The 20,415-nt window shown below is 67.4% G+C and carries 16 protein-coding genes; 5 read left to right on the forward strand and 11 right to left on the reverse strand.

What is annotated here, in order from left to right; translation table 11 throughout:
* Positions 1-109 precede the first annotated feature (109 nt).
* On the forward strand, positions 110-718 hold the full coding sequence (locus PJ259_RS21950; protein ID WP_271654173.1) for a TetR/AcrR family transcriptional regulator: 609 nt from the start codon (positions 110-112) through the stop codon (positions 716-718).
* 9 nt (positions 719-727) lie between these two features.
* Here PJ259_RS21950 and PJ259_RS21955 read toward each other — a convergent pair whose 3' ends face one another.
* Entirely contained in the window at positions 728-4,759 is a 4,032-nt protein-coding gene (locus PJ259_RS21955) for a bifunctional nitrate reductase/sulfite reductase flavoprotein subunit alpha (protein ID WP_271654174.1), read from the reverse strand.
* A 582-nt stretch (positions 4,760-5,341) separates the two neighbouring features.
* On the opposite strand from PJ259_RS21955, the gene nirB reads away from it, so the two are divergent.
* The 3 genes from nirB to PJ259_RS21970 all read left to right on the forward strand — a co-directional run bounded on the left by nirB (position 5,342) and on the right by PJ259_RS21970 (position 8,724).
* On the forward strand, positions 5,342-7,891 hold the full coding sequence (gene nirB / locus PJ259_RS21960) for a nitrite reductase large subunit NirB (RefSeq protein WP_271654175.1): 2,550 nt from the start codon (positions 5,342-5,344) through the stop codon (positions 7,889-7,891).
* 2 nt (positions 7,892-7,893) lie between these two features.
* Positions 7,894-8,250: a nitrite reductase small subunit NirD gene (nirD, locus tag PJ259_RS21965; RefSeq protein ID WP_059313986.1), complete on the forward strand. Its 357-nt coding sequence runs from the start codon at positions 7,894-7,896 to the stop codon at positions 8,248-8,250.
* A 264-nt stretch (positions 8,251-8,514) separates the two neighbouring features.
* Entirely contained in the window at positions 8,515-8,724 is a 210-nt protein-coding gene (locus PJ259_RS21970) for a hypothetical protein (protein ID WP_059313987.1), read from the forward strand.
* A 4-nt stretch (positions 8,725-8,728) separates the two neighbouring features.
* On the opposite strand, the gene PJ259_RS21975 is transcribed toward PJ259_RS21970, so the two are convergent.
* The 5 genes from PJ259_RS21975 to PJ259_RS21995 all read right to left on the reverse strand — a co-directional run bounded on the left by PJ259_RS21975 (position 8,729) and on the right by PJ259_RS21995 (position 13,790).
* Positions 8,729-11,272 (reverse strand): bifunctional diguanylate cyclase/phosphodiesterase, encoded by a 2,544-nt coding sequence (locus tag PJ259_RS21975; RefSeq protein ID WP_271654176.1) that lies wholly within the window; start codon positions 11,270-11,272, stop codon positions 8,729-8,731.
* A gap of 161 nt (positions 11,273-11,433) precedes the next feature.
* Entirely contained in the window at positions 11,434-12,018 is a 585-nt protein-coding gene (locus PJ259_RS21980) for a DUF4136 domain-containing protein (RefSeq protein WP_271654177.1), read from the reverse strand.
* 61 nt (positions 12,019-12,079) lie between these two features.
* Complete coding sequence (locus PJ259_RS21985; RefSeq protein ID WP_271654178.1) at positions 12,080-12,685, reverse strand: DUF4136 domain-containing protein; 606 nt, start codon at positions 12,683-12,685, stop codon at positions 12,080-12,082.
* A 47-nt stretch (positions 12,686-12,732) separates the two neighbouring features.
* Positions 12,733-13,488 carry a methyltransferase domain-containing protein gene (locus tag PJ259_RS21990; protein ID WP_271654179.1) on the reverse strand — a complete coding sequence of 252 codons (756 nt, stop codon included), beginning with the start codon at positions 13,486-13,488 and terminating at the stop codon, positions 12,733-12,735.
* The gene (locus tag PJ259_RS21995) at positions 13,485-13,790 is read right to left on the reverse strand and encodes a nucleotide pyrophosphohydrolase (protein WP_059313992.1); all 306 of its coding nucleotides are present in this window, start codon (positions 13,788-13,790) and stop codon (positions 13,485-13,487) included. Before PJ259_RS21995 ends, PJ259_RS21990 begins: the two co-directional genes overlap by 4 nt.
* Before the next feature lie 145 nt (positions 13,791-13,935).
* Between PJ259_RS21995 and PJ259_RS22000 the strand changes: the two genes are divergently transcribed.
* Positions 13,936-15,054, forward strand: a complete 1,119-nt coding sequence (locus PJ259_RS22000; protein WP_271654180.1) for a hypothetical protein — start codon at positions 13,936-13,938, stop codon at positions 15,052-15,054.
* A 395-nt stretch (positions 15,055-15,449) separates the two neighbouring features.
* Here the strand turns inward: PJ259_RS22000 and PJ259_RS22005 are convergent, their stop codons facing one another.
* The 5 genes from PJ259_RS22005 to PJ259_RS22025 form a co-directional block, all read right to left on the reverse strand.
* Positions 15,450-15,869: a GNAT family acetyltransferase gene (locus tag PJ259_RS22005; protein WP_271654181.1), complete on the reverse strand. Its 420-nt coding sequence runs from the start codon at positions 15,867-15,869 to the stop codon at positions 15,450-15,452.
* Positions 15,870-16,099: 230 nt separating this feature from the next.
* Positions 16,100-17,110, reverse strand: coding sequence for a peptide ABC transporter ATP-binding protein (locus tag PJ259_RS22010; RefSeq protein WP_271654182.1), 1,011 nt, complete (start codon positions 17,108-17,110; stop codon positions 16,100-16,102).
* Positions 17,097-18,128 (reverse strand): ABC transporter ATP-binding protein, encoded by a 1,032-nt coding sequence (locus PJ259_RS22015; protein ID WP_059313996.1) that lies wholly within the window; start codon positions 18,126-18,128, stop codon positions 17,097-17,099. The genes PJ259_RS22010 and PJ259_RS22015 overlap by 14 nt, the downstream gene beginning before the upstream one ends.
* Positions 18,125-19,036 (reverse strand): ABC transporter permease subunit, encoded by a 912-nt coding sequence (locus tag PJ259_RS22020; protein ID WP_059313997.1) that lies wholly within the window; start codon positions 19,034-19,036, stop codon positions 18,125-18,127. The genes PJ259_RS22015 and PJ259_RS22020 overlap by 4 nt, the downstream gene beginning before the upstream one ends.
* A gap of 22 nt (positions 19,037-19,058) precedes the next feature.
* Positions 19,059-20,069, reverse strand: a complete 1,011-nt coding sequence (locus PJ259_RS22025; RefSeq protein WP_007159549.1) for an ABC transporter permease subunit — start codon at positions 20,067-20,069, stop codon at positions 19,059-19,061.
* Between the last annotated feature and the right edge of the window lie 346 nt (positions 20,070-20,415).

Genomic DNA, 20,415 nt, shown 5'->3' on the forward strand with positions numbered 1-20,415 from the left:
AACCACCACGGCAGGTCTGGCTGAAGACATTTTTTGCCGATAACCTACCAATAGTAGGTTGTATTCAGGATTAACCTACCTTTAGTAGGTTTGCAAGGTGATTTGACGAATGGCAGAACGATCCAAGGTGGAAAAGTCAGGCTCGGACAGCTCTGGACGACGCCTCTCGAAGGCCGCGCGGCGGCAGCAGTTGCTGGAGACGGCGCGGTTCATCGCACGGGAAGAGGGGGCGGATCGCTTGACGCTCGGCCATCTGGCCGTGCGGGCCGGAGTATCCAAGCCGGTGGTTTACGAGCACTTCGGTACCCGCTCGGGGCTGCTCATCGAGCTCTATCGCTGGTTGGATCTGGCGCAGATGGATGCCTTCCGCCAGACCCTGGTCGCCCGTCAGCAGAGCGCCGAAGAGGCCACCGCGGCGCTGGCAGAGGGTTACATCCGTTGCGTGACCGACATGCAGGGCGAGGTCGGCGTGCTGGCAGCGGCCCTGGCGGGAAGCGAGGAAAAGACGGCGGTGTACCAGGAACTGCTGGAACATGGCACCCAGATGGTGGCGGCGGTGCTCACGCCGCACAGCAAAAGACCCGCCGCGGAGTTGCAGGTGTCCTGCATCGGTCTGGTCGGCGCTGGCGAGGCCCTGGCCGCAGCCGTGGTGCGCGGGGCACTGGGCGAGCACGAGGCCATCGAGGCCTTCACCCGCCTGGTGCGCGCGGTGCTGTAGCCGGCGGCGCTAGTAGACGTCCTTCAGATAGCGCTTCTGTTCGCTCATCCCGCGCAGGTACTCGCTGGCGGCCTCGTCGCTGAGGTGGCCATGGGTGGCCACCACCTGGCGCAGGGCCAGGTCGACGTCCCGGGCCATGCGGCTGGCGTCGCCGCAGACATAGACGCGGGCGCCGTCCTGCAGCCAGCGCCAGACTTCGGCGCCGCGTTCGCGCAGCCGATCCTGCACATAGACCTTCTCGGCCTGGTCGCGGGAGAAGGCCAGGCTGAGTTCGCTCAGCAGGCCATCACGCTGGAAGGCTTCCAGCTCGTCGCGGTAGTAGAAGTCGTGGGCGGCGTGCTGTTCGCCAAAGAACAGCCAGTTGCGCCCCTGGTCGCCCCGGGCGCGGCGCTCGTGGAGAAAGCCGCGGAAGGGGGCGATGCCGGTGCCGGGGCCGATCATGATCAGCGGGACGTCGCCCTGGTCAGGCAGGCGGAAGTGGCGCGAGGGTTGGATATGGACCTCGGTGGCGGCCTCGCCTAGGCGGTCGGCGAGAAAGGTGGACGCCACACCCTTGCGCCGGCCGTAGCGCACCGCCGAGACGGTGAGGTGTACCTGGCCGGCATGGGCCAGGGGGCTGGAGGCGATGGAGTAGAGCCGCGGTTGCAGGCGCTTGAGGCTGCCGAGCAACTCGCGGGCGTCGTGGCGGGCGGGAAAGCGGGCCAGCACATCGGCCAGTTGCCGGGCCCAGAGCCAGCGCTTGAATTCGTCGCGGTCGTTCAGCAGGGCGCGGCAATCGTCACTGCCGCTGCGCTCGGCGATCAGCGCCAGGGTCTCGGGGTTGGGGCGGGCGATCTCGTAGTGCTCGCCCAGGGCCTGACGCAGTGACAACTCCCCGACTTTTGGCACGGCGACCGGCTGTTCGCCGTCCAGACCGGCGAGGGTGAGGATCTCCTCGACCAGCTCCGGGCAGTTGCGCGCCCTCACGCTCAAGGCGTCGCCGGCCTCGTAGGCCAGGGGCTGATCGGATTCGAACCCGAACAGCCGCACCTCCTTGTTGGATCCGGCGCTGTTGAGTCTGCGGTTGATGACCAGCCGCGCCGGGACTGGCACCGGGCGATTGGGCGTGGTCGGGGCGGTGACGGACACGCTGGTGGTATGGGGCGCCAGTTGCTCTTGCAGCCTGGCCAGCCAGGCATCGGCGCCGTCGAGACCATCGGCGTCGCAGTCCAGGCGCGAGCACAGGCGGCGGGCGCCGAGCTCGGCCAGGCGGGTGTCGAGGCGCTGGCCGTGGCCGCAGAATTGCTCGTAGGTGGAGTCGCCCAGGGCCAGCACGGCGTAGTCCAGTTCGGCCAGGGAGGCGTCGAGGCGACTGAGGCCCTGCCAGAAGGCCTGGCCGTTGTCAGGCGCCTCGCCGTCGCCAAAGGTGCTGCTGACCAGCAAGAGGCGGCGGGCACCGGTCAGGCGTTCCACGGCATAGGCGGCCATGTCGTGCAGCTCCACGCTGAGACCGGCCTGGCACAGGCGGGCGACGCAGCGCTCGGCCAGGGCTTCGGCGTTGCCGGTCTGGGACGCCCAGAGCACTACCAGATCGGCCGGCGCGGTGGGGGCCATGGCCAGGCCGGCGGCCTGGCTTTCCGGTAGGCGGCTGAACAAGCCGGCGAGCAGGCCGTCGAGCCAGAGCCGGGTGTCGGCGGCCAGCGGCGCCTGGGCCGGCAGGCAGGGTACGCCCTGGGCAACACCGTCGCGCAGGCCGTCCATGAAGCCGGCCAGGTAGGTGCGCTCGGCCGCGCTGAGCTGGGGCCGTACGGCGGTCGCGACCCCGGTGAGCTCGGCCAGGCGCACCAGGGCGGGCTGGTGGGTGCTCTCCATGACAGGCTCGTCGGCCGGCAGCTGGCGGTGGGGAATCGTGGCGACGCGAGACAGGCGCACGGCGCAGACCTTGAGTTCCGGTTGCAGCGAGAGCGGATCGACGGCGTCGCTGGTGACGGCATTGATGGCCAGGTCGCTGCCCTGGACGTCGGCCCAGTGAAAGGGCGCGAAGCAGTTGCCGGGCTGGACCCGGTCGCTAAGGGTCACCGGCAACACGGCACGGCCACGACGGGAGGTGATTTCCAGGCGGTCGCCGTCCGCCAGGCCCAGGGCCTCGGCATCCTGGGGATGTACCTCGATGAACGGGGCGGGGTTGAGGCGGTTGAGGGCGGCGATCTTGCCGGTCTTGGTCAGGGTGTGCCACTGGTGCTGCAGGCGGCCGGTATTGAGCACGAAGGGGTAGTCGGCATCGGGCAGTTCCGCCGGCTCCAGGTGCGGGCGGGCGAAGAATTGCGCCTTGCCGCTCGGGGTGGCGAAGTTGAGGGCGGTCGGTTCGCCGGTTTCGTCCAGGCGCAGGGTCTGGCTGCGGCCATCGTTGCGATAGCGGATCGGCTGGCGCGGATCGCTCTCTGCGCTGGGGCAGGGCCATTGCAGCGGCGTCTCGCGCAGCCGCGCATGACTGGCGCCGCGAATGTCGTAGCCGGTCTGGGGGTTGTGGAATTGCCGGATCTCGTCGAACACCTCGGCGGCCGAGGCGTAGCTGAAGTGTTCGCCATAGCCCAGGGCGCAGGCCACGTCGGCGATGATCCGCCAGTCGGCGCGGGCCTCGCCGGGCGGGGTGACAGCCTGGGGCGCCAGGGTCAGGTTACGCTCGGAGTTGATCATCACCCCGTCGGCCTCGGCCCAGAGCGCGCCGGGCAGCAGGATGTCGGCGTACGGGTTGGTCTCGGTGTCGAGAAAGGCGTCCTGGGTGATCACCAGCTCGGCGGCCTGCAGACCGCGGACGACCGTCTCGCGATTGGCCACGCTGGCCACCGGGTTGGTGCAGATGATCCAGCAGGCCTTCACCTTACCGGCGGCCAGGTCATCGAACAGGGCGACGGTGCCCTGGCCCAGGCGGGTGTGCAGGGTGCCTTCGGGGATGCCCCAGGCGCGCTCGACGAAGGTGCGGTCGGTAGCCGACAGCAGGCTGCGCTGGCCGGGCAGGCCGGGGCCCATGTAGCCCATCTCGCGCCCGCCCATGGCGTTGGGCTGGCCGGTGAGGGAGAAGGGGCCGCTGCCAGGGCGGCAGATCTTGCCGGTGGCCAGATGCAGGTTGCACAGGGCGTTGGTGCTCCAGGTGCCGTGGGTGCTCTGATTCAGGCCCATGGTCCAGAGACTGGTCCATTCGCCGGCCTCGCCGATCCAACGTGCGGCGGTGCGGATGTCCGCCTCGGCCAAGCCCGTGCCCGCAGCGACAAGCGCCGGCGTGTAGTCGGCGAGAAAATCGGGCATGGCTGCCCAACCTTCGGTATGGGCGGCGATAAAGGCTTCGTCCAGATGGCCCTCGGCGTGCAGCAGGTGCAGCAGGCCATTGAGCAGCAGCAGGTCGCTGCCGGGGCGCAGTTGCAGGAAGAGATCGGCCTTCTCGGCGGTGGCGGTGCGCCGCGGATCTATCACGATCAGCTTGGCGCCGCGCTTGACCCGATCCAGCAGGCGCAGGAAGAGGATGGGATGACAGTCGGCCATGTTGGCGCCGCTGACGAGGAAGAGGTCGGCGCGGTCGAGGTCGTCGTAGGAGCCGGGCGGACCGTCGGCGCCAAGGGACAGCTTGTAGCCGGTGCCAGCACTGGCCATGCACAGCCGGGAGTTGGATTCGAGCTGGTTGGTGCCGATGAAGCCCCGGGCCAGCTTGCTCACCAGGTACTGGGCCTCCAGCGACATCTGCCCGGACACATAGAAGGCGATGGCGTCCGGTCCGTCGCGGTCGAGGATGGCGCGCAGCCGTTCGGCGGTGGCAGCGATGGCCTGGTCCAGCTCGGTCTGCACCGGTTGGTGGGAGCGGTCGTGGCGGACATAGGCCTGCCCCATGCGCCCGCTGTCCACCAGCGCCTGGTGGCTGGTGCTGCCCTTGGTGCAGAGGCGGCCGCGATTGGCGGGGTGGTCGCGATCGCCGCTGACCTTGATGACCCGGCCGTCTTCCACCTGCATGACGATCCCGCAGCCGACGCCGCAGTAGGGGCAGACGCTCTTGATGTGGGTAGTGGCCATGGCAAGGATCCTTCGAAAACCAGAAAGCGAAAAGGCGCCGGTCGCGCTCCCCGGAGGGAGGCGAACACGGCGCCTTTGTCGTGAAAGGAAGCGATCGGCGTTGACCGCTTCAGGCCAGGGATTTAGCAAGGCTCGCGCCAGCTTGGTCCGGCGTGCTCGGGGAGCGCATCACTGCTGGTCTGGCGGGGTGCCAGCGGCGCTGATCGAGGTCGCTTCCCTCTCGGTCGAGGTGCGCCGTGACGGGGCAGGCAGGCCTTGCCCTGCACCGTTGTGGTTCCGGCTGGCACGCATCCGGAACGTGGGCGGCAGTCCCCTTTGCCGGCTACAGGCCGCGCCAGCTGCGGATATATAGGCCATCAGGCGAAACTGGCACAGCCGATGCAAAAGCCTTGGCAGACCCGTCCATTCGGGTCGCCCGGTCGATCAACGGCGATCGACAGCCACTGCAGGCGACGGGCACGGAGCAGCGCCTGGCGCTCCTCCCTACCAGAACAGGCAAAGGCGCCTGAGACCGCAAGGTTTCAGGCGCCTTTTTATTTGCCGCGACTCAACCTGATTGGCCTCGGCCGGGGGATAGCCTCCATGAACAGCATCGTGACCCGCAAAGAACGCCTGATCGTCGTCGGCAACGGCATGGTCGGCCATCACCTCGTCGAGCAGCTGCTGGCGGCCGGCGCCCTGGACCACTACGAGATCCACGTCTTCGGCGAAGAACGTCAGCGCGCCTATGATCGGGTACACCTCTCCGAGTACTTCGCCGGTCGTGACGCTGAATCCCTGGCCATGAGTGAAGCCGGCCTCTATGCCGTGCCCGGCCTGGTGCTGCACTTGGGCTGCGCGGTGACCGCCATCGACCGCGAACAGCGTGAGGTGCTGACTTCTGAAGGCGCCTTTGGCTACGACCGCCTGGTGCTGGCCACCGGTTCCTATCCCTTCGTGCCACCCATCGAGGGCGCCGAGGGTGACTCGCGCCTGGTTTATCGCACCCTGGACGACCTGGACACCATCCGCCTGGCCGCTGCCAGGGCGCGCCGCGGCGTGGTGGTGGGCGGCGGCCTGCTAGGGCTAGAGGCGGCCAATGCCCTGAAGTCCCTGGGCCTGGAAGCCCATGTGGTGGAATTCGCCCCACGGCTGATGCCGGTGCAGCTGGACGATCTCGGTGGCGCCGCGCTCAAGCAGCGTATCGAGGACTTGGGCGTGGGCGTGCATCTGTCCAAGGCTACCCAGAACATCACCGCCGGCAGCGAGTACCGCTACCGCATGAACTTCGCCGGCGAGGATTTCCTCGAGACCGACCTGATCCTGTTTTCCGCCGGCATCCGGCCCCAGGACGCCCTGGCCCGCAGCTGCGGCCTGGAACTCGGCCCCCGCGGCGGGGTGGCGGTGGACAACGGCTGCCAGACCAGCGACCCCTTCATCCACGCCATCGGCGAGTGCGCCGCCTGGAATGGCAGCGTCTTCGGCCTGGTCGCGCCGGGCTACCAGATGGCGCGCCTGGTGGCCGCCACCCTCTGCCATGGCCAGGCCACGCCCTTCACCGGCGCCGACATGTCCACCAAGCTCAAGCTGCTGGGCGTGGACGTGGGTTCCATCGGTGATGCCCACGGCGCCACCCCCGGCGCGCGCAGCTATCGCTACATCGACGAAGCCAGCGCCAGCTACCGGCGCCTGGTGGTCTCTGCCGATGGCAAGCACGTCCTCGGCGCCGTGCTGGTGGGCGACAACAGCTACTACGATACCCTGCTGCAATACGCCCAGAACGGCATCCCGCTGCCCCAGGATCCGGCCAGCCTGATCATGCCGGTGGGCGAGGGCGCCCCGACCCTGGGCGCCGATGCCTTGCCGGCCACCGCCACTCTCTGCTCCTGCCACAACGTCACCAAGGGCGCGGTCTGCGCCGCCATCGACGCCGGCTGCACCGATCTCGCCGGCATCAAGAGCTGCACCAAGGCCGCCACCGGTTGCGGCGGCTGCGCGGCGCTGGTCAAGCAGGTGTTCGAGCACGAGCTGGTCGCCCGGGGCGTCGAGGTCGACAAGAGTCTCTGCGAACACTTCGCCCATACCCGCCAGGAGCTCTATCACCTGGTGCGGGTGGAAGGCATCCAGAGTTTCGACGAGCTGCTGGCGCGCCACGGCCGCGGCCAGCATGGTTGCGACATCTGCAAGCCGGCGGTAGCCAACGTCCTGGCCTCCTGCTGGAACGCGCCCATCACAGCTCCGCACCTGGTGCCGCTGCAGGACACCAACGACACCTTCATGGCCAACATGCAGAAGAACGGCACCTATTCGGTGGTGCCACGCATCCCGGGTGGCGAGATCAGCCCGGAAGGCCTGATCGCCATCGGCCAGGTGGCGAAGAAATACGACCTCTACACCAAGATCACCGGCGGCCAGCGCATCGATCTCTTCGGCGCCCAATTGCACGAGCTGCCGGACATCTGGGGCGAACTGATCGCCGCCGGCTTCGAGACCGGTCATGCCTACGGCAAGTCCACCCGCACGGTGAAGAGCTGCGTGGGCAGTACCTGGTGCCGCTACGGGGTGCAGGACAGCGTCAAGATGGCGCTGGACATCGAGCACCGCTACAAGGGCCTGCGCGCGCCGCACAAGCTCAAGTTCGCCGTCAGCGGCTGCACCCGCGAATGCGCCGAGGCGCAAAGCAAGGACATCGGCGTGATCGCCACCGAGAACGGCTGGAATCTCTATGTCTGCGGCAATGGCGGCATGCGCCCGCGCCACGCCGAGCTGTTCGCCACCGACCTGGATGACGAAACCCTGATCCGCTACATCGACCGGCTGCTGATGTTCTACATCCGTACCGCCGACCGTCTGCAGCGCACCTCGGTGTGGCGCGAGTCGCTGGAGGGCGGGCTGGACTACCTAAAGCAGGTGATCATCGAGGACAGCCTGGGCCTGGGCATTGAGCTGGAAGCTCAGATGCAGCTGGTGGTGGATCGCTACGAATGCGAATGGGCCAACGCCCTGAACGACCCCGACAAGCTCAAACGCTTCCGTACCTTCGTCAACCAGCGCGGCAACGACCCGGACATTCACTTCGTCAAGGAACGTGGCCAGCGCCGACCGGCGCGTCACCACGAACTTCAGCTCATCGCCGTTACCGAGGAGGCTTGACCATGACCCAGACCAATACCGCCCGCGCCCTGCAACCCACCTGGCAACCCCTGTGCAGCCTGGCCGACCTGGTACCCCAGTCCGGCGTGGTGGCCCTGCACGAGGGCGAGCAGGTGGCGCTGTTCTACCTGCCCGATACCGAGCAGAAGGTCTTTGCCGTGGGCAACCGCGATCCCAAGTCCGGTGCCAACGTCATCGGCCGTGGCATCGTCGGCCAGCTGGGCCAGGATCTGGTGATCGCCTCGCCACTGTACAAGCAGCATTTCCGCCTGGCGGATGGCGGCTGCCTGGAGTATCCCGAGCAGGCGCTGCCCACCTGGGCGGTACGGTTGAATGGGGAGCGGGTGGAGATCGCCTGAGGCGGCTTGGCTCTCACCCCAACCCTCTCCCGGAGAGATAGGGGGCGGTACGGCGCTGCACGGCGCTATTCGCGTAGCCTGGACAACGGCGCAGCCCTGTCCGGGTGATCACCGCGCCTACTGCGACTGACTGTTGCACCCCCGGCAGTGCAGTGTTGCGCGATAGGTGCTGGTCCAGGCAGGCGAAAACCCTCGGACGGGACGATACTCAAGGAGCGGGACGCTATCCGCCCGAGCCTGGCAATCGCCCCGCGGGAGATCACCATGCGCCTGACAAGAACCCTTCGCTCCGCACTGTTCATCACCCTGCTGCTGGCCCTGGCCGCCGTGGCCCTGCTGGAAGGCTGGCGCGCGCAACCGGTGGGCGAACCCGCCTTGCGCGCCGATCCGGTCTGCACCCACGGCTACGCGCCCTATGGCTGCTATCCGGTGCCGGCCCGCGGTGGCGATCTGGGGTGGCTGGAGCGCCTCTAGACGGTCAACCAGCCCGTAGCTCCCTGTCCAGCAGCGCCGTCAGCTCGCTGGCAGACAGGGCGTGGCCGACCAGCGCGCCCTGGACTTCATCGCAGTGCTGCGCCTGCAGCCAATGCAACTGGCCTGGCGTCTCGACGTCCGTCGCCGCCACCTTGAGGCCCAAGGTTCGTCCGAGGCCGATCAGGGCTTGTGCGATAGCCGCGTCGGCGTGCTGACGTTCCAGGTGGGTGATCACGCGGCTATCGAGGCTGATGCCGTCCAGCCACGGCTGGCGCAGTGCCTCGAAGGCGGTGAGACCCCTGCCGAAGTCGGCCAGGCTCATACGCACCCCCAGCGCCTTGAGCGCCTGAAGGTGGGCCAGTTGCTGATCACAGTCGGCATGTAGCAGCGTGTCCGGAAGCTGCAGCTCCAGCCGTTCCGCTGCCAAGCCAGTCGCCTGCACGGTCTGGGTGACCGCTTCCAGCAGCTCCCCGGCAGCGGCGAATTGGCGTGGCGACAGACTGACCACCAGCTTCAGCGGCAGGGGCCAGGTAGCCGCGCTGCGACAGGCGCCCTCCAGCAGCCAGAGCCCCAGGGAAGCGCCAAGGCCGAGCTCTTCGGCCAGGGGCAAAAAGGCGTCCGGGGGCAACAGTCCGCGTACCGGGTGGGCCCACTGCCCCTGGGCCTCAACGCCGCACAGGGCGCCATCGGCGACGCTCCGGCGGGGCAGGTAGCTCAGGCGCAACTGGTCACGCGCCAGCGCCTGGCGCAGTTCCTGTTCCAGGTCACGACGCTGGCTGAGCTCGGCGTCCATGGCCGGCGCATGAAAGCACCAGCCGTTGCGGCCCGCGGCCTTGGCCTGGTAGAGCGCGATGTCGGCCAGCCGCAGCAATTCCTCGACCTGGTCGGCCTGGCCCGGCGCCTGGGCGATGCCGATGCTGGTCCCGACGCTGACGGTCTGCTCTTCCAGCAGGATCGGCCGGGCGATGGCGGTTACCAGCCGGGCACAGATCTGGTCGACCGTCGTGGCATCCAGGTGACCGAGCAGCACCACGATGAATTCATCGCCGCCCAGCCGCGCCACCAGGCCGCCGGGCCTCAGGCTGGCTTGCAGACGACGGGCGATTTCCTGCAGCACCCGATCACCGGCGGCGTGGCCGAGGCTGTCGTTGATCGGTTTGAAGCGATCCAGGTCCAGACTGAGCAGGGTGAGCGGCGTGCTAGGTTGCGCCAGTTGAGCGGCCAAATAGTGCTGCAACTGCAACCGGTTGGCCAGCCCGGTCAGGCTGTCGTGTTGCGACAGATGCTCGATTTCGGCCTGGGCGTTGACCGCGGCGGTGATGTCACTGGCGGTTCCACGAAAACCCGCACCCTTGGGCAAGGGGCGGGCGGTGATTTCGCAGACCCGGGAATGGCCGAGACGGTCACGATAATGACAGCGCAGCACCTGACGCTCGTCGAGGTGTCGAGCGTTGTCCAGGAGCCAGTCAGCCAGGCTGGTCGTCTCGGTGCTGAACAGTTCCGCGAGCGGCCGACCGAGCCAGCTGCCAGGCGCATACCCGGTGATGCGGGCGAAGCGTTCGGACAGATAGGCGATGCGGCCTTCGGCATCGCTTTCCCAGAGCCAGTCGGAGGCTGCCTCGGCGAGCTCGCGAAAGCGGCGTTCGCTGCGACTCAGCTCCGTCTGGCTGGCGACCAGGGCATCGAACTGTTGGTCGAGCTGCCGGGCCGAATTCAGCGCATGGCGGATCAGCAGCGCCAGCACCAGGCCGAGCAACAGCACCCCGGCCAGGAACACCGGTAGCGTCCGGCGCAGCAACTGGGCGCCGGGCCGTGGGGGTTGCCAGTTGAGCAACAGCGGTGAATCCAGCGGGCGCAGGGATTCATGATCGGGCAGAGGCAGCCGGGAGGCCTGCAGCGTCGGCAGCCCGTAGGTGTCGCTGAGATGAGCCAGGGTCGCGGGGTCGAGCACATTGACGAACAGCATCACCGAGGGCACGCCGGCGCCCGGCGTGACGCCATAGCTCGCGCCCGGCGTGATGGTGGCGGCGGCGACCAGCGCAGGGACGCCGCCGACGCTCAGGATCCGCACCAGGCTTTCGGTTTCTCCAGGTCGCTTGCGAGTCGCCGCCAGCAGGGCAGTGAGATCCCCTTCCAGCCATTGCGCGGCCGTGCGCTCCGTTGGCTGGCCGTCGATCACGGCATAGACGGTACGGTCCTGGGGATCCAGCACGAAGACGCCGTTGTAGCCATAGAGCTCATAGGGAATGTCGCCAACGTTACGCTCCTCGTTGGCCCAGAAGCGATCGACCTTCAGGTGCAGGTGCTTGTAGGCCTCGCCCCACTTGGCATAGTTGATGATGTTATGGCCGACCTCGTTTTCCACCTGCTCCAGGGTGCGGGTGATATAGGTCCGCGCCCGCTGCTGGACATCGGCGTCCTGGCTGGAGGCGGTCTTGATCAGCAGGTAGCAGCCGATGCCGAGCAGGATCGGCAGGGCGCAGATGACTGGAAACAGGCGCAGCAACAGGGCGTGGCTGCGACGGGTGGCGATGGGGGTTGACGACATGAGGGACCTGGGCGGCGCTGGACGACGGTCAGGTTTCCTGCGAGGTGGCCAAAGACGGCGCGAGGAATACCTGGCCAGGTGCCATTATCCGCGACTGGCTAACAGACGTCTGCTCATCATCGGACCAGGGGCAGCGCTGAGCTGCCCGGACGGTCGACCGCTCAAGGACGCGGCGGATAGCCGATCAGCAGTTCGTTGATCAGACGGCCAAAGCCGGCACTGCGTTGGGCGGGTGTGGCGTTCTGGTCGTCCAGCAGCCGTTCTTCGCTGGCACGCCAGACCAGCTTGCCGTCGCGGCCGTCGAGCATATCGAGCTGCACCGTCATCACCGGGTAAGTGACGGTCTGGGTGCGCACATAGCTCGGTCCCCAGGGGCCCGGGCCCCAGGCGGAGCCCCAAGGGCCACCCCAGCCCGAACCCCAGTAGGGGTCGGCATAGCTGTAGCTCTGCTGACGCTGGTCGAGGATCACATAGAGCTTGATCCTGAGGTCTGGCCGCGTGCCTGTCGCGGCGGGGCGCAGCCCACGCTGGTCGAGGCCGCCGCTGACCGAGTCGCGCAGGCGCTGCTCGGTAAGATCGCTGCGCACCCGGGGATCGTTGGGTCGGTATTCGATGGCTGGATCGGCCCAGCTCCAGCTGCGATAGGCGGCGAAATCGCGGCTGGCGTCATAGTCCAGGTTGCGGGGTCCCCGCTCGGCACAGGCCGCCAGCAGCAGGACCGACAGCAGCAGGAGACAGCGTTTCATGGGCGAACCTCTGGGTGAGCGCACTAGTCTGCTTGGACTGGCTTAAGGGCGACTTATCCCCTCAGCTCGGCGGATAGTTGGCCAACAGGCGGCGGGTGGTGTCTCTCAAGGCACGCACGCGTTCGCTGCCGTTGCCCCCGGTGGCCTGTTCGGCGGCCGAATGCCAGAGCACCCGGCCACTGGTGGGGTCGAGCAATTCAACCTCCAGCACGTCCACCAAAAAGGTGCGGGTACGGGTCCGCGCCTGGCCGACCGTGGCGCCATAGCCAGGCCCGTAACCGTAGGGCCCATAGCCGCCGTAGCCATAGTTGGTGTCGTAGTAGTCGGTGTACTGCTCGCTGCGCTGCTGCTGGGTGAGGCGGGCACGGACCTGCAGATCGGCACGGGCACCCCCGAGTGCCGGCCGCAGGCCGCGCTGGTCGAGGCCATCGGCCACTGCCTGCTGCACGGTCTGCCCATCCAGGCCACCGCTGACCACGGCGGCACCGGGTGCCCAGCGCCAGGTGCGATAACGACTCCAATCGGTGGGCGCCGCCGGATAGGCTGCTGGATCCTGCTGTGGCAATACCGGCGCCGAGGCCTCCGGCAGGCTGCTGGCGACATAGGGGTTGGGACTCTGGCAAGCGGCCAGGGTGAGCAGCGCGAGGCAGAGCAGGAGGCGACGCATGACCGGTTCCTCGAAGGAATGCTGGCCAGAGCATACCGCGCCCGGCGTTATCCTGCCTTAGCTTGGCAGAGCCAATGCAGATAGCGCCCCAGGCCCGCGAAAGCCGGGTGCCGTCGGTGGGCCAGTTCCATGGCCACCAGCTCCGCGCCGTCGGCACGGGTCTGGAATTCCGGCGGCATATAGTCGTGAAAGACCCGTACGCCGCTGCGCGCCTGGATCTGCCAGTCCAGCGCCAGCCAGGCCTCGACCTCGCGCGGATCGAGGGGCTGTTGCGGCGTGAGACCACGGCGACCCTCGCCCGCATAGTCGCCCCGCTTGAGCTTGCGAAAATGGCCCTTGAGCAGATTGCGATAGATCAGGGCGTCACGGTTGTAGAAGGCCAGGGACAGCCAGCCGTCCGTGGCCAGGCAGCGCTGCAGCGTCGGCAGGATCGCCGTGGGCGTCTCCAGCCATTCCAGCACCGCGTGGCAGAGCACCAGGTCGAAGGGTTCGGCGAAGGCGGGCAACTCCTGCCAGGGCAGCGCCAGCCAATCGGCCCGCAAGCCGGCGGCCGCGAAGGCCTCCTGGGCGCCGGCGAGCATGGGCGCTGACGGCTCGGCCAGGGTCACGGCATGGCCCTGCTGGGCCAGCCAAAGACTCATGTGGCCGAGGCCGGCACCGATGTCCAGCACCCGCAGCGGGCGTTGCGGCAGCACCTCGGCGAGATCCGCCTGCAGCACGGCCAGGCGGATGGCGCCCTTGGTGCCGCCATAGATGTTGGCGGCGAAGCGGGTGGCGCGGTCGTCGAAGAAGGTATCGCTCACGGCAGGAAGCGCCTCTCGTTGTCGGCCAGCTTGGCCAGCACCGCCTGTTCCACGTCCAGCTCCAGTTCGCTGCCCAGTTGCAGCAGATAGAGCAGCACGTCGGCGATTTCCTGGCCGGCGTGTTCGCGCTCGGTGGCGCTCAGCGCGCGGGCCTCGGCATCGCTCTTCCACTGGAAGATCTCCACCAGCTCGGCCATCTCGACACTGGCGGCCATCGCCAGGTTCTTGGGGTTGTGATAACGCCGCCAGGCGTTGGCATCGCGGATGGCGTGCAGGCGGGTGAGCAGGGCAGGGAGGTCCATGGGCGTCCGGAGGCGTCGATAAACCACCATTCTCCCATGGCTGGCCCGGCGGACGGCAGTGTCCTGGCTGACGGCGGCCGGCGACAGCCCAGGCCGACTGCTCTACCCTGAGGCCTTCACCCTGACGTTGGCTGCTGGAGACCTGATGAAATTTCGCCTGTCCGGACTGTTGCTGGCCCTGACCATGATCACCGGCACTGCCCATGCCGAACGGCTGCTGCTGGAGGGCACTCTGGGTCAAGCCCGGGTGGTGGTGGACGTCGATCCCGTGGCCAACGACGAAGCCTATGGTCGCTATTTTTACGACCGCTATCGCCGCGATCTGCGCCTGAGCGGTCCGGCGCAGCGGGGCGACCAGCTTGAGCTGGAGGAGGGGGCGCCCTGGCAGGACGGACCCAAGGCCCGCTGGGCGCTGGCCCGAGGTGGCGACGGACGCTGGACCGGTACCTGGAATGGCGAGGGCAAGACCCTGCCCATCGCGCTGGCGCCGCTGCACCTGGCCGAGGCCGTGGACACGGGTAGCTATCGCCAGAAGCTGCGCCAGGAAGACCCCTACGAATATCGCCGGCTGCAGGGACTGAGCCTGGTGCAGGGCGAGCGCCAGACCTTCATGGGCCGCGGCCTGCGCTGGTGGCGCGAGCCGGTCTCGGGCATGCGGCTGTTCACCGTGGACGGCGCCAGCGAGGCGGCCAACGGCGTCTTGCGTGAACGTCTCTGGCAGGAGGTGGACGCTCACCTGAGCTGCATCGGCAGTGACGGCGACCATAGCCTGACCGTGACCCCTCAATTGCTCACCGAGCGGGCGCTCAGCGTCAACCTGTTCAGCGAATACAGCTGCAGCGGTGCGGCTCACCCGGATTTCGGCAGCGCGCCCCTGACCCTGGATCTCAAGAGCGGCCGCGAACTGGCGCTGGAGGATGTCCTCTGGCTGGGCCGCGGTGCGCCGATCCGGCCGGCGGCGGACGACCGCTATTCCCAGGCACTGACGGACTATCGGGAAAAGACCCTGGCACCCTGGGTGGTCCGGCTCTTCACCCGGCTGTATCCGGAGTTGATGCAGGCACCGGCCAATGGCGACGGCTGCGACTATCGCAGTGCCGATGTCTGGCAATTCGCCCCCTGGTACCTGACGACCAAGGGTCTCTACCTGGGCCCGACCTTCTACCGCGCTGCTCGCAGCTGCGACGAGCCCGGCGGCACCCTGGTGCCCTATGCCGAAGTCCGGAAACACCCAGGGCCGTTGGTGGGCCTGCTGCCACGCTGACGTAGGTTGGCGCGGAGCGCAGCGAAGCCCAACGTTCCCATACCCCGCGCGGGCATGTTGGGCTTCGACGATGGAGCCGTCTCAGCCCAACCTACGACGGTTTGGTGGCACACCCGTAGGTTGGCGCTGAGCGCAGCGAAGCCCCACAGCAAGGAACAGGCTCAGGGTGTCGAGCTTCTACGACGGAGCCATCTCAGCCCAGCCTACAGCAGTTGGTGGTGGACCCGTAGGTTGGCGCTGAGCGTAGCGAAGCCCAACAGCAGGAGCAGGCTCAGGGCGTCGGGCTTCGACGATGGAGCCGTCTCAGCCCACCCTGCTAAAGCGGTGTAGCGTGGGAAACCGCGCAGCGTTTTCCAAGTGCAGTGAAGGATCACCGGCAACGCTGCGCCGTCGTCTTAATTGTCAGCGATCAGCCGCTTGCCCAGGGTGACGACCTCGGCCTCGGCATAGCCCAGCGCGGTATAGAAGCCGATGATCGCCGCGTTGTCCCGCCGTACCATCAGCTGCAGCTTGGGGCAGCCTCTTTCGATCAGCAGCCGTTCGCCGGTCTCTACCAGGCGGCGCGCATGGCCGCGGCGCTGATGCTCCGGTGCCACGGCGAGGTAATAGAGCCAGCCGCGATGGCCGTCGGTGCCGAGCATGGCGCTGGCCATGAGGATGCCGTCCACTTCGCCCACGAGGAACAATTCCGGCTGCTCGACGAGCTTGCGCTGGATGTCGCGGTAGGGATCGTTCCAGGGGCGGGTCAGGCCGCAGACCTGCCAGAGACTGACGATGGCCTCGGTGTCGGCGGGCTGGAAAGGGCGGATGTGCATGGGGAGTTCGGCAAGGGGGCGGAGCTCAAAGATAACAGGCGGGGGTGTGGGCTTCGAGGAGGGTGCTGGCTTTGACGGCGCTATTGCGGCCATGGGCCGCTCCTACGGGTTTTGACATCCTGTAGGAGCGGCCCATGGCCGCGATAAGAGCGTTGCTCCTACGGATCGGCGTCAGTAGGAGCGGGCGCATCAGCGGACTGCCGTGGCCGGGATCGAGACGTCAGAAGCCGCTAGAGAAAATTCTCCGCATAGTGGCAGGCCACCTGGCGGGCTTCCACGTTCCGCAGCGCCGGCACCTCGGTCTTGCACTTCTCCGTCGCATAGGGGCAGCGACGGTGGAAGACGCAACCGGGTGGCGGATCCAGCGGGTTGGGCAGTTCGCCCTGGATGCGGATGCGCGGCTTGCTCGGATCCGGGTGCAGGCTCGGGGTGGCCGACAGCAGCATCTGGGTATAGGGATGCAGGGGCCGCTCGAACAGCAGGTCGCGACTGGTCTTTTCGACGATGCAGCCGAGGTACATCACCATCACCTCGTCGGCGATATGGCGCACCACCGAGAGGTTGTGGGAGATGAACACATAGGCTGTGCGGTACTGCTGCTGCAGATCCATGAACAGGTTGAGCACCTGCGCCTGGATGGAGACGTCCAGCGCCGAGGTCGGCTCGTCCGCCACCAGCACCTTGGGCTGCAGCATCATGGCGCGAGCCACGGCGATGCGCTGGCGCTGGCCGCCGGAGAACATGTGCGGATAGCGCTGGTAGTGCTCCGGCCGCAACCCCACCTGCTGCATCATCGCCTGGACCTTCTCGCGTCTTTCAGCGCGCGAGAGGCTGGTGTTGATCTGCAGCGGTTCGGCCAGCTGATCGCCGATCTTGCGCCGCGGATTGAGCGAGGCATAGGGATTCTGGAACACCATCTGCACCTCGCGGCGCAGCTCCTTGCGGCGGGCGGCATCGGCCTTGGCGACGTCCTGGCCACCAATGACCAGGCTGCCGGTAGTGGGCTGCTCGATCAGGGTCAGAGCGCGGGCCAGGGTGGACTTGCCGCAGCCGGACTCTCCCACCACGGCCAGGGTGCGTCCGGCCTGGAGGTCGAAGGAGACGCCGTTGAGCGCCTTGACCGTGGCGTTGTCCTTGAACAGGCCGCGGGACAGCTGATAGTGCTGGGTCAGGTCACGGGCTTCGAGCACGTTCCCCTGGGTGACAGGGGTTTCGAGGACGGTGGCTTCAGACGGCGCCATGGCGATCCTCCGGTAGCTGACTGGGACGTTGATGTTCGGGCAGCACTTCGGGCGCCTCGCCCGGGCCGACATTGCGCGGGAAGAAGCAGCGCACCGCTCCGCGGTCGTAGGGCTCCAGCGCCGGACGCTCCTGGCAGCGCGGCTGCACATAGGGGCAGCGCGGGCTGAGCAGGCAGCCGGCCGGACGGTCGTAGCGACCGGGCACGATGCCGGGCAGGGTGTGCAGGCGGTCCGTCTGGCTATGCTCGGGAATGGCCGCGAGCAGGGCTTCGGTGTAGGGGTGGGCGGGCGCGTCGAACAGCGTCGGCACCACGCCTTTCTCCACCGCCTGGCCGGCATACATCACCACCACGCGCTGGGCGGTCTCGGCCACCACGGCGAGGTCGTGGGTGATGAGGATCAGCCCCATGCCCTCGTCACGCTGCAGGTTGACCAGCAGTTCCATGATCTGCGCCTGGATGGTCACGTCCAGGGCGGTGGTGGGTTCGTCGGCGATCAGCAGGCGCGGCTCGGCGGCGATGGCCATGGCGATGGCGACGCGCTGGCTCATGCCCCCTGACAGCTGGTGCGGATAGGCGCCGAGGCGACTGGCCGCGGCCGGGATCTCGACCTTTTCCAGCAGCTCCAGGGCGCGCTGGCGGGCGGCGCGGCCCTTGAGGCCCAGGTGCTGGCGGATCACCTCTTCCAGCTGGAAGCCCACGGTGTAGCTGGGATTGAGCGCCGTCATCGGGTCCTGGAACACCATCGACAGCTCCTTGCCGATCAGGTGACGCCGACGGCGACCCTTGAGGCTGAGCAGGTCCTGGCCATCGAAGGTCAGGCGGTCGGCGGTGATACGGCCAGGGTGATCGATCAGGCCCATCACGGCCATCATGGTCACCGATTTGCCGGAGCCGGATTCACCGACGATGGCGACGATCTCGCCCTGATCCACCGTGAGATCGAGGCCTTCCACCACCGGCGGGGCGTCGGCGCCGCCGAAGCGGACCGAGAGGTTCTGGATTTCGAGGAGGCTCATGACTGCACCTTCAGACGCGGATCGAGGGCATCGCGCAGGCCGTCGCCCATCAGGTTGATGGCCAGCACGGTGAAGAGGATGGCGAGACCCGGCAGGGTCACCACCCACCAGGCGCGCTCGATGTAGTCGCGGGCCGAGGCCAGCATGGTGCCCCACTCCGGAGTGGGCGGCTGCACGCCGAGGCCGAGGAAGCCCAGGGCGGCGGCATCGAGAATCGCCGAGGAGAAGCTCAGGGTGGCCTGGACGATCAGCGGCGCCATGCAGTTGGGTAGCACACTGACGAACATCAGGCGCAGGGTACCGGCGCCCGCCAACCGCGAGGCGGTGACGTAGTCGCGATGCAGTTCGCCCATTACCGCGGCGCGGGTCAGGCGGACATAGGAGGGCAGCGAGACGATGGCGATGGCCACCACGGTGTTGATCAGGCCTGGGCCGAGGATGGCGACGATGGCCACGGCCAGCAGCAGCGAGGGCAGCGCCAGCATGATGTCCATCAGGCGCATGATCACCGGACCGGCGCGGTTGGGCGAGAAGCCGGCGATCAGTCCGAGCAGGATGCCGGGAATCAGCGAGAAGACCACCGAGGCCAGGCCGATCAGCAGCGACAGCCGGGCGCCATGGATCAGTCGGCTGAGCAGGTCACGGCCCAGTTCGTCGGTGCCCAGGGGAAACTGACTGGTGCCACCGTCCAGCCACAGCGGCGGGGTGAGCATGAAGTCGCGGAACTGCTCGCTGGGCGCATGGGGTGCGACCCAGGGCGCGAAGAGCGCGCAGAACACCACGATGACCATGAAGATCAGCCCGCCCAGGGCGCCCTTGTTGCGGGCGAAGGCATGCCAGAACTCCTTGAAGGGGGAGGGGTAGAGGGCGCTCGGGTCTTGAGCGGCTGGGGTGTTTACCGTTGTCATAGGCTCTGTCCGTATGGGCGCATCAACGCTGGTGGCGGATGCGCGGATTGACCAGGCCGTAGAGGATGTCCACGACGAAATTGACCAGGATGACCAGGGTGGCGATTAGCAGGATGCCGTTCTGCACCACCGGGTAGTCCCGAGCGCCGATGGCCTCGATCAGCCACTTGCCGATGCCGGGCCAGGAAAAGATGGTCTCGGTGAGCACCGCGCCGGAGAGCAGGCTGCCCACCTGCAGGCCGAGCACCGTCAGGACCGGGATCAGGGCATTGCGCAGGGCGTGGACGAAGACCACGCGCTTGGGCGACAGGCCCTTGGCCCGAGCGGTCCGCACATAGTCTTCGCGCAGGACTTCGAGCATGGCCGAGCGGGTCATGCGGGCGATCACCGCCAGGGGGATGGTGCCCACCACGATGGCCGGCAGGATCAGGTGCTTGAGGGCATCGACGAAGGCGCCGGGTTCGTCGGAGAGCAGGGTGTCGATGAGCATGAAGCCGGTGCGCGGCGGGATGTCGTAGAGCAGGTCCAGACGGCCGGAAACTGGGGTCCAGCCGAGTTGCACCGAGAACAGCATGATCAGCAGCAGGCCCCACCAGAAGATCGGCATGGAGTAGCCGGTAAGGGCCACGCCCATCACCCCGTGATCCACCGTGGAGCCGCGCCTCAGCGCGGCGATGATGCCGGCCAGCACACCGAATACCGTGGCGAACAGCATGGCCGCCACCGAAAGCTCCAGGGTGGCCGGGAACAGGGTCAGGAATTCATCCCAGACCCCGACGCGACTGCGCAGAGATTCGCCAAGGTTGCCCTGGGCGAGATTGCCGATGTAGTCGAAATACTGCTGGTACAGGGGCTTGTCGAGGCCCAGACGGTGCATGGCTTCGGCGTGCATCTGCGGATCGACGCGGCGTTCGCCCATCATGACTTCCACCGGATCGCCGGGGATGAGGCGGATCAGGGCGAAGGTCAGCAGGGTGACGCCAAAGAACGTCGGTATCAGCAGCCCGAAGCGACGGGCGATGAAGGCGAGCATCGGAGGGGGTATCTCCTCTTGAGGCTGATCAAGACGGCGCGAGTACATGCCCGGCCGCGTTTTTAAGTGAGAGCCCGCTCAAAAGCTAATGAGCTTTTGATCTGACTCTCAGACCTTGTGGGCCTGGATTCATCCCTGAAAAGACCATCCTGGTCCGCAACGAACGACACCTGCGGGCAGCAGGCTCGTTCGGTCCTACGAATAGGTTCGAAGAGCGCTCTGAACCAGTGCTCCAAACCCGGCAGACTACCACGTTGCCACGGGCGTCGATATCTTCGACATGGCCAGGGCTTCGCCGGTGTTCGCGACGCGATCCCGGCCAAGTGCCGGGTGCTGCGCCAAATCT

It is taken from the genome of Pseudomonas sp. JBR1 (assembly GCF_028198185.1).
GTDB classification, from domain to species: domain Bacteria; phylum Pseudomonadota; class Gammaproteobacteria; order Pseudomonadales; family Pseudomonadaceae; genus Chryseomonas; species Chryseomonas oryzihabitans_E.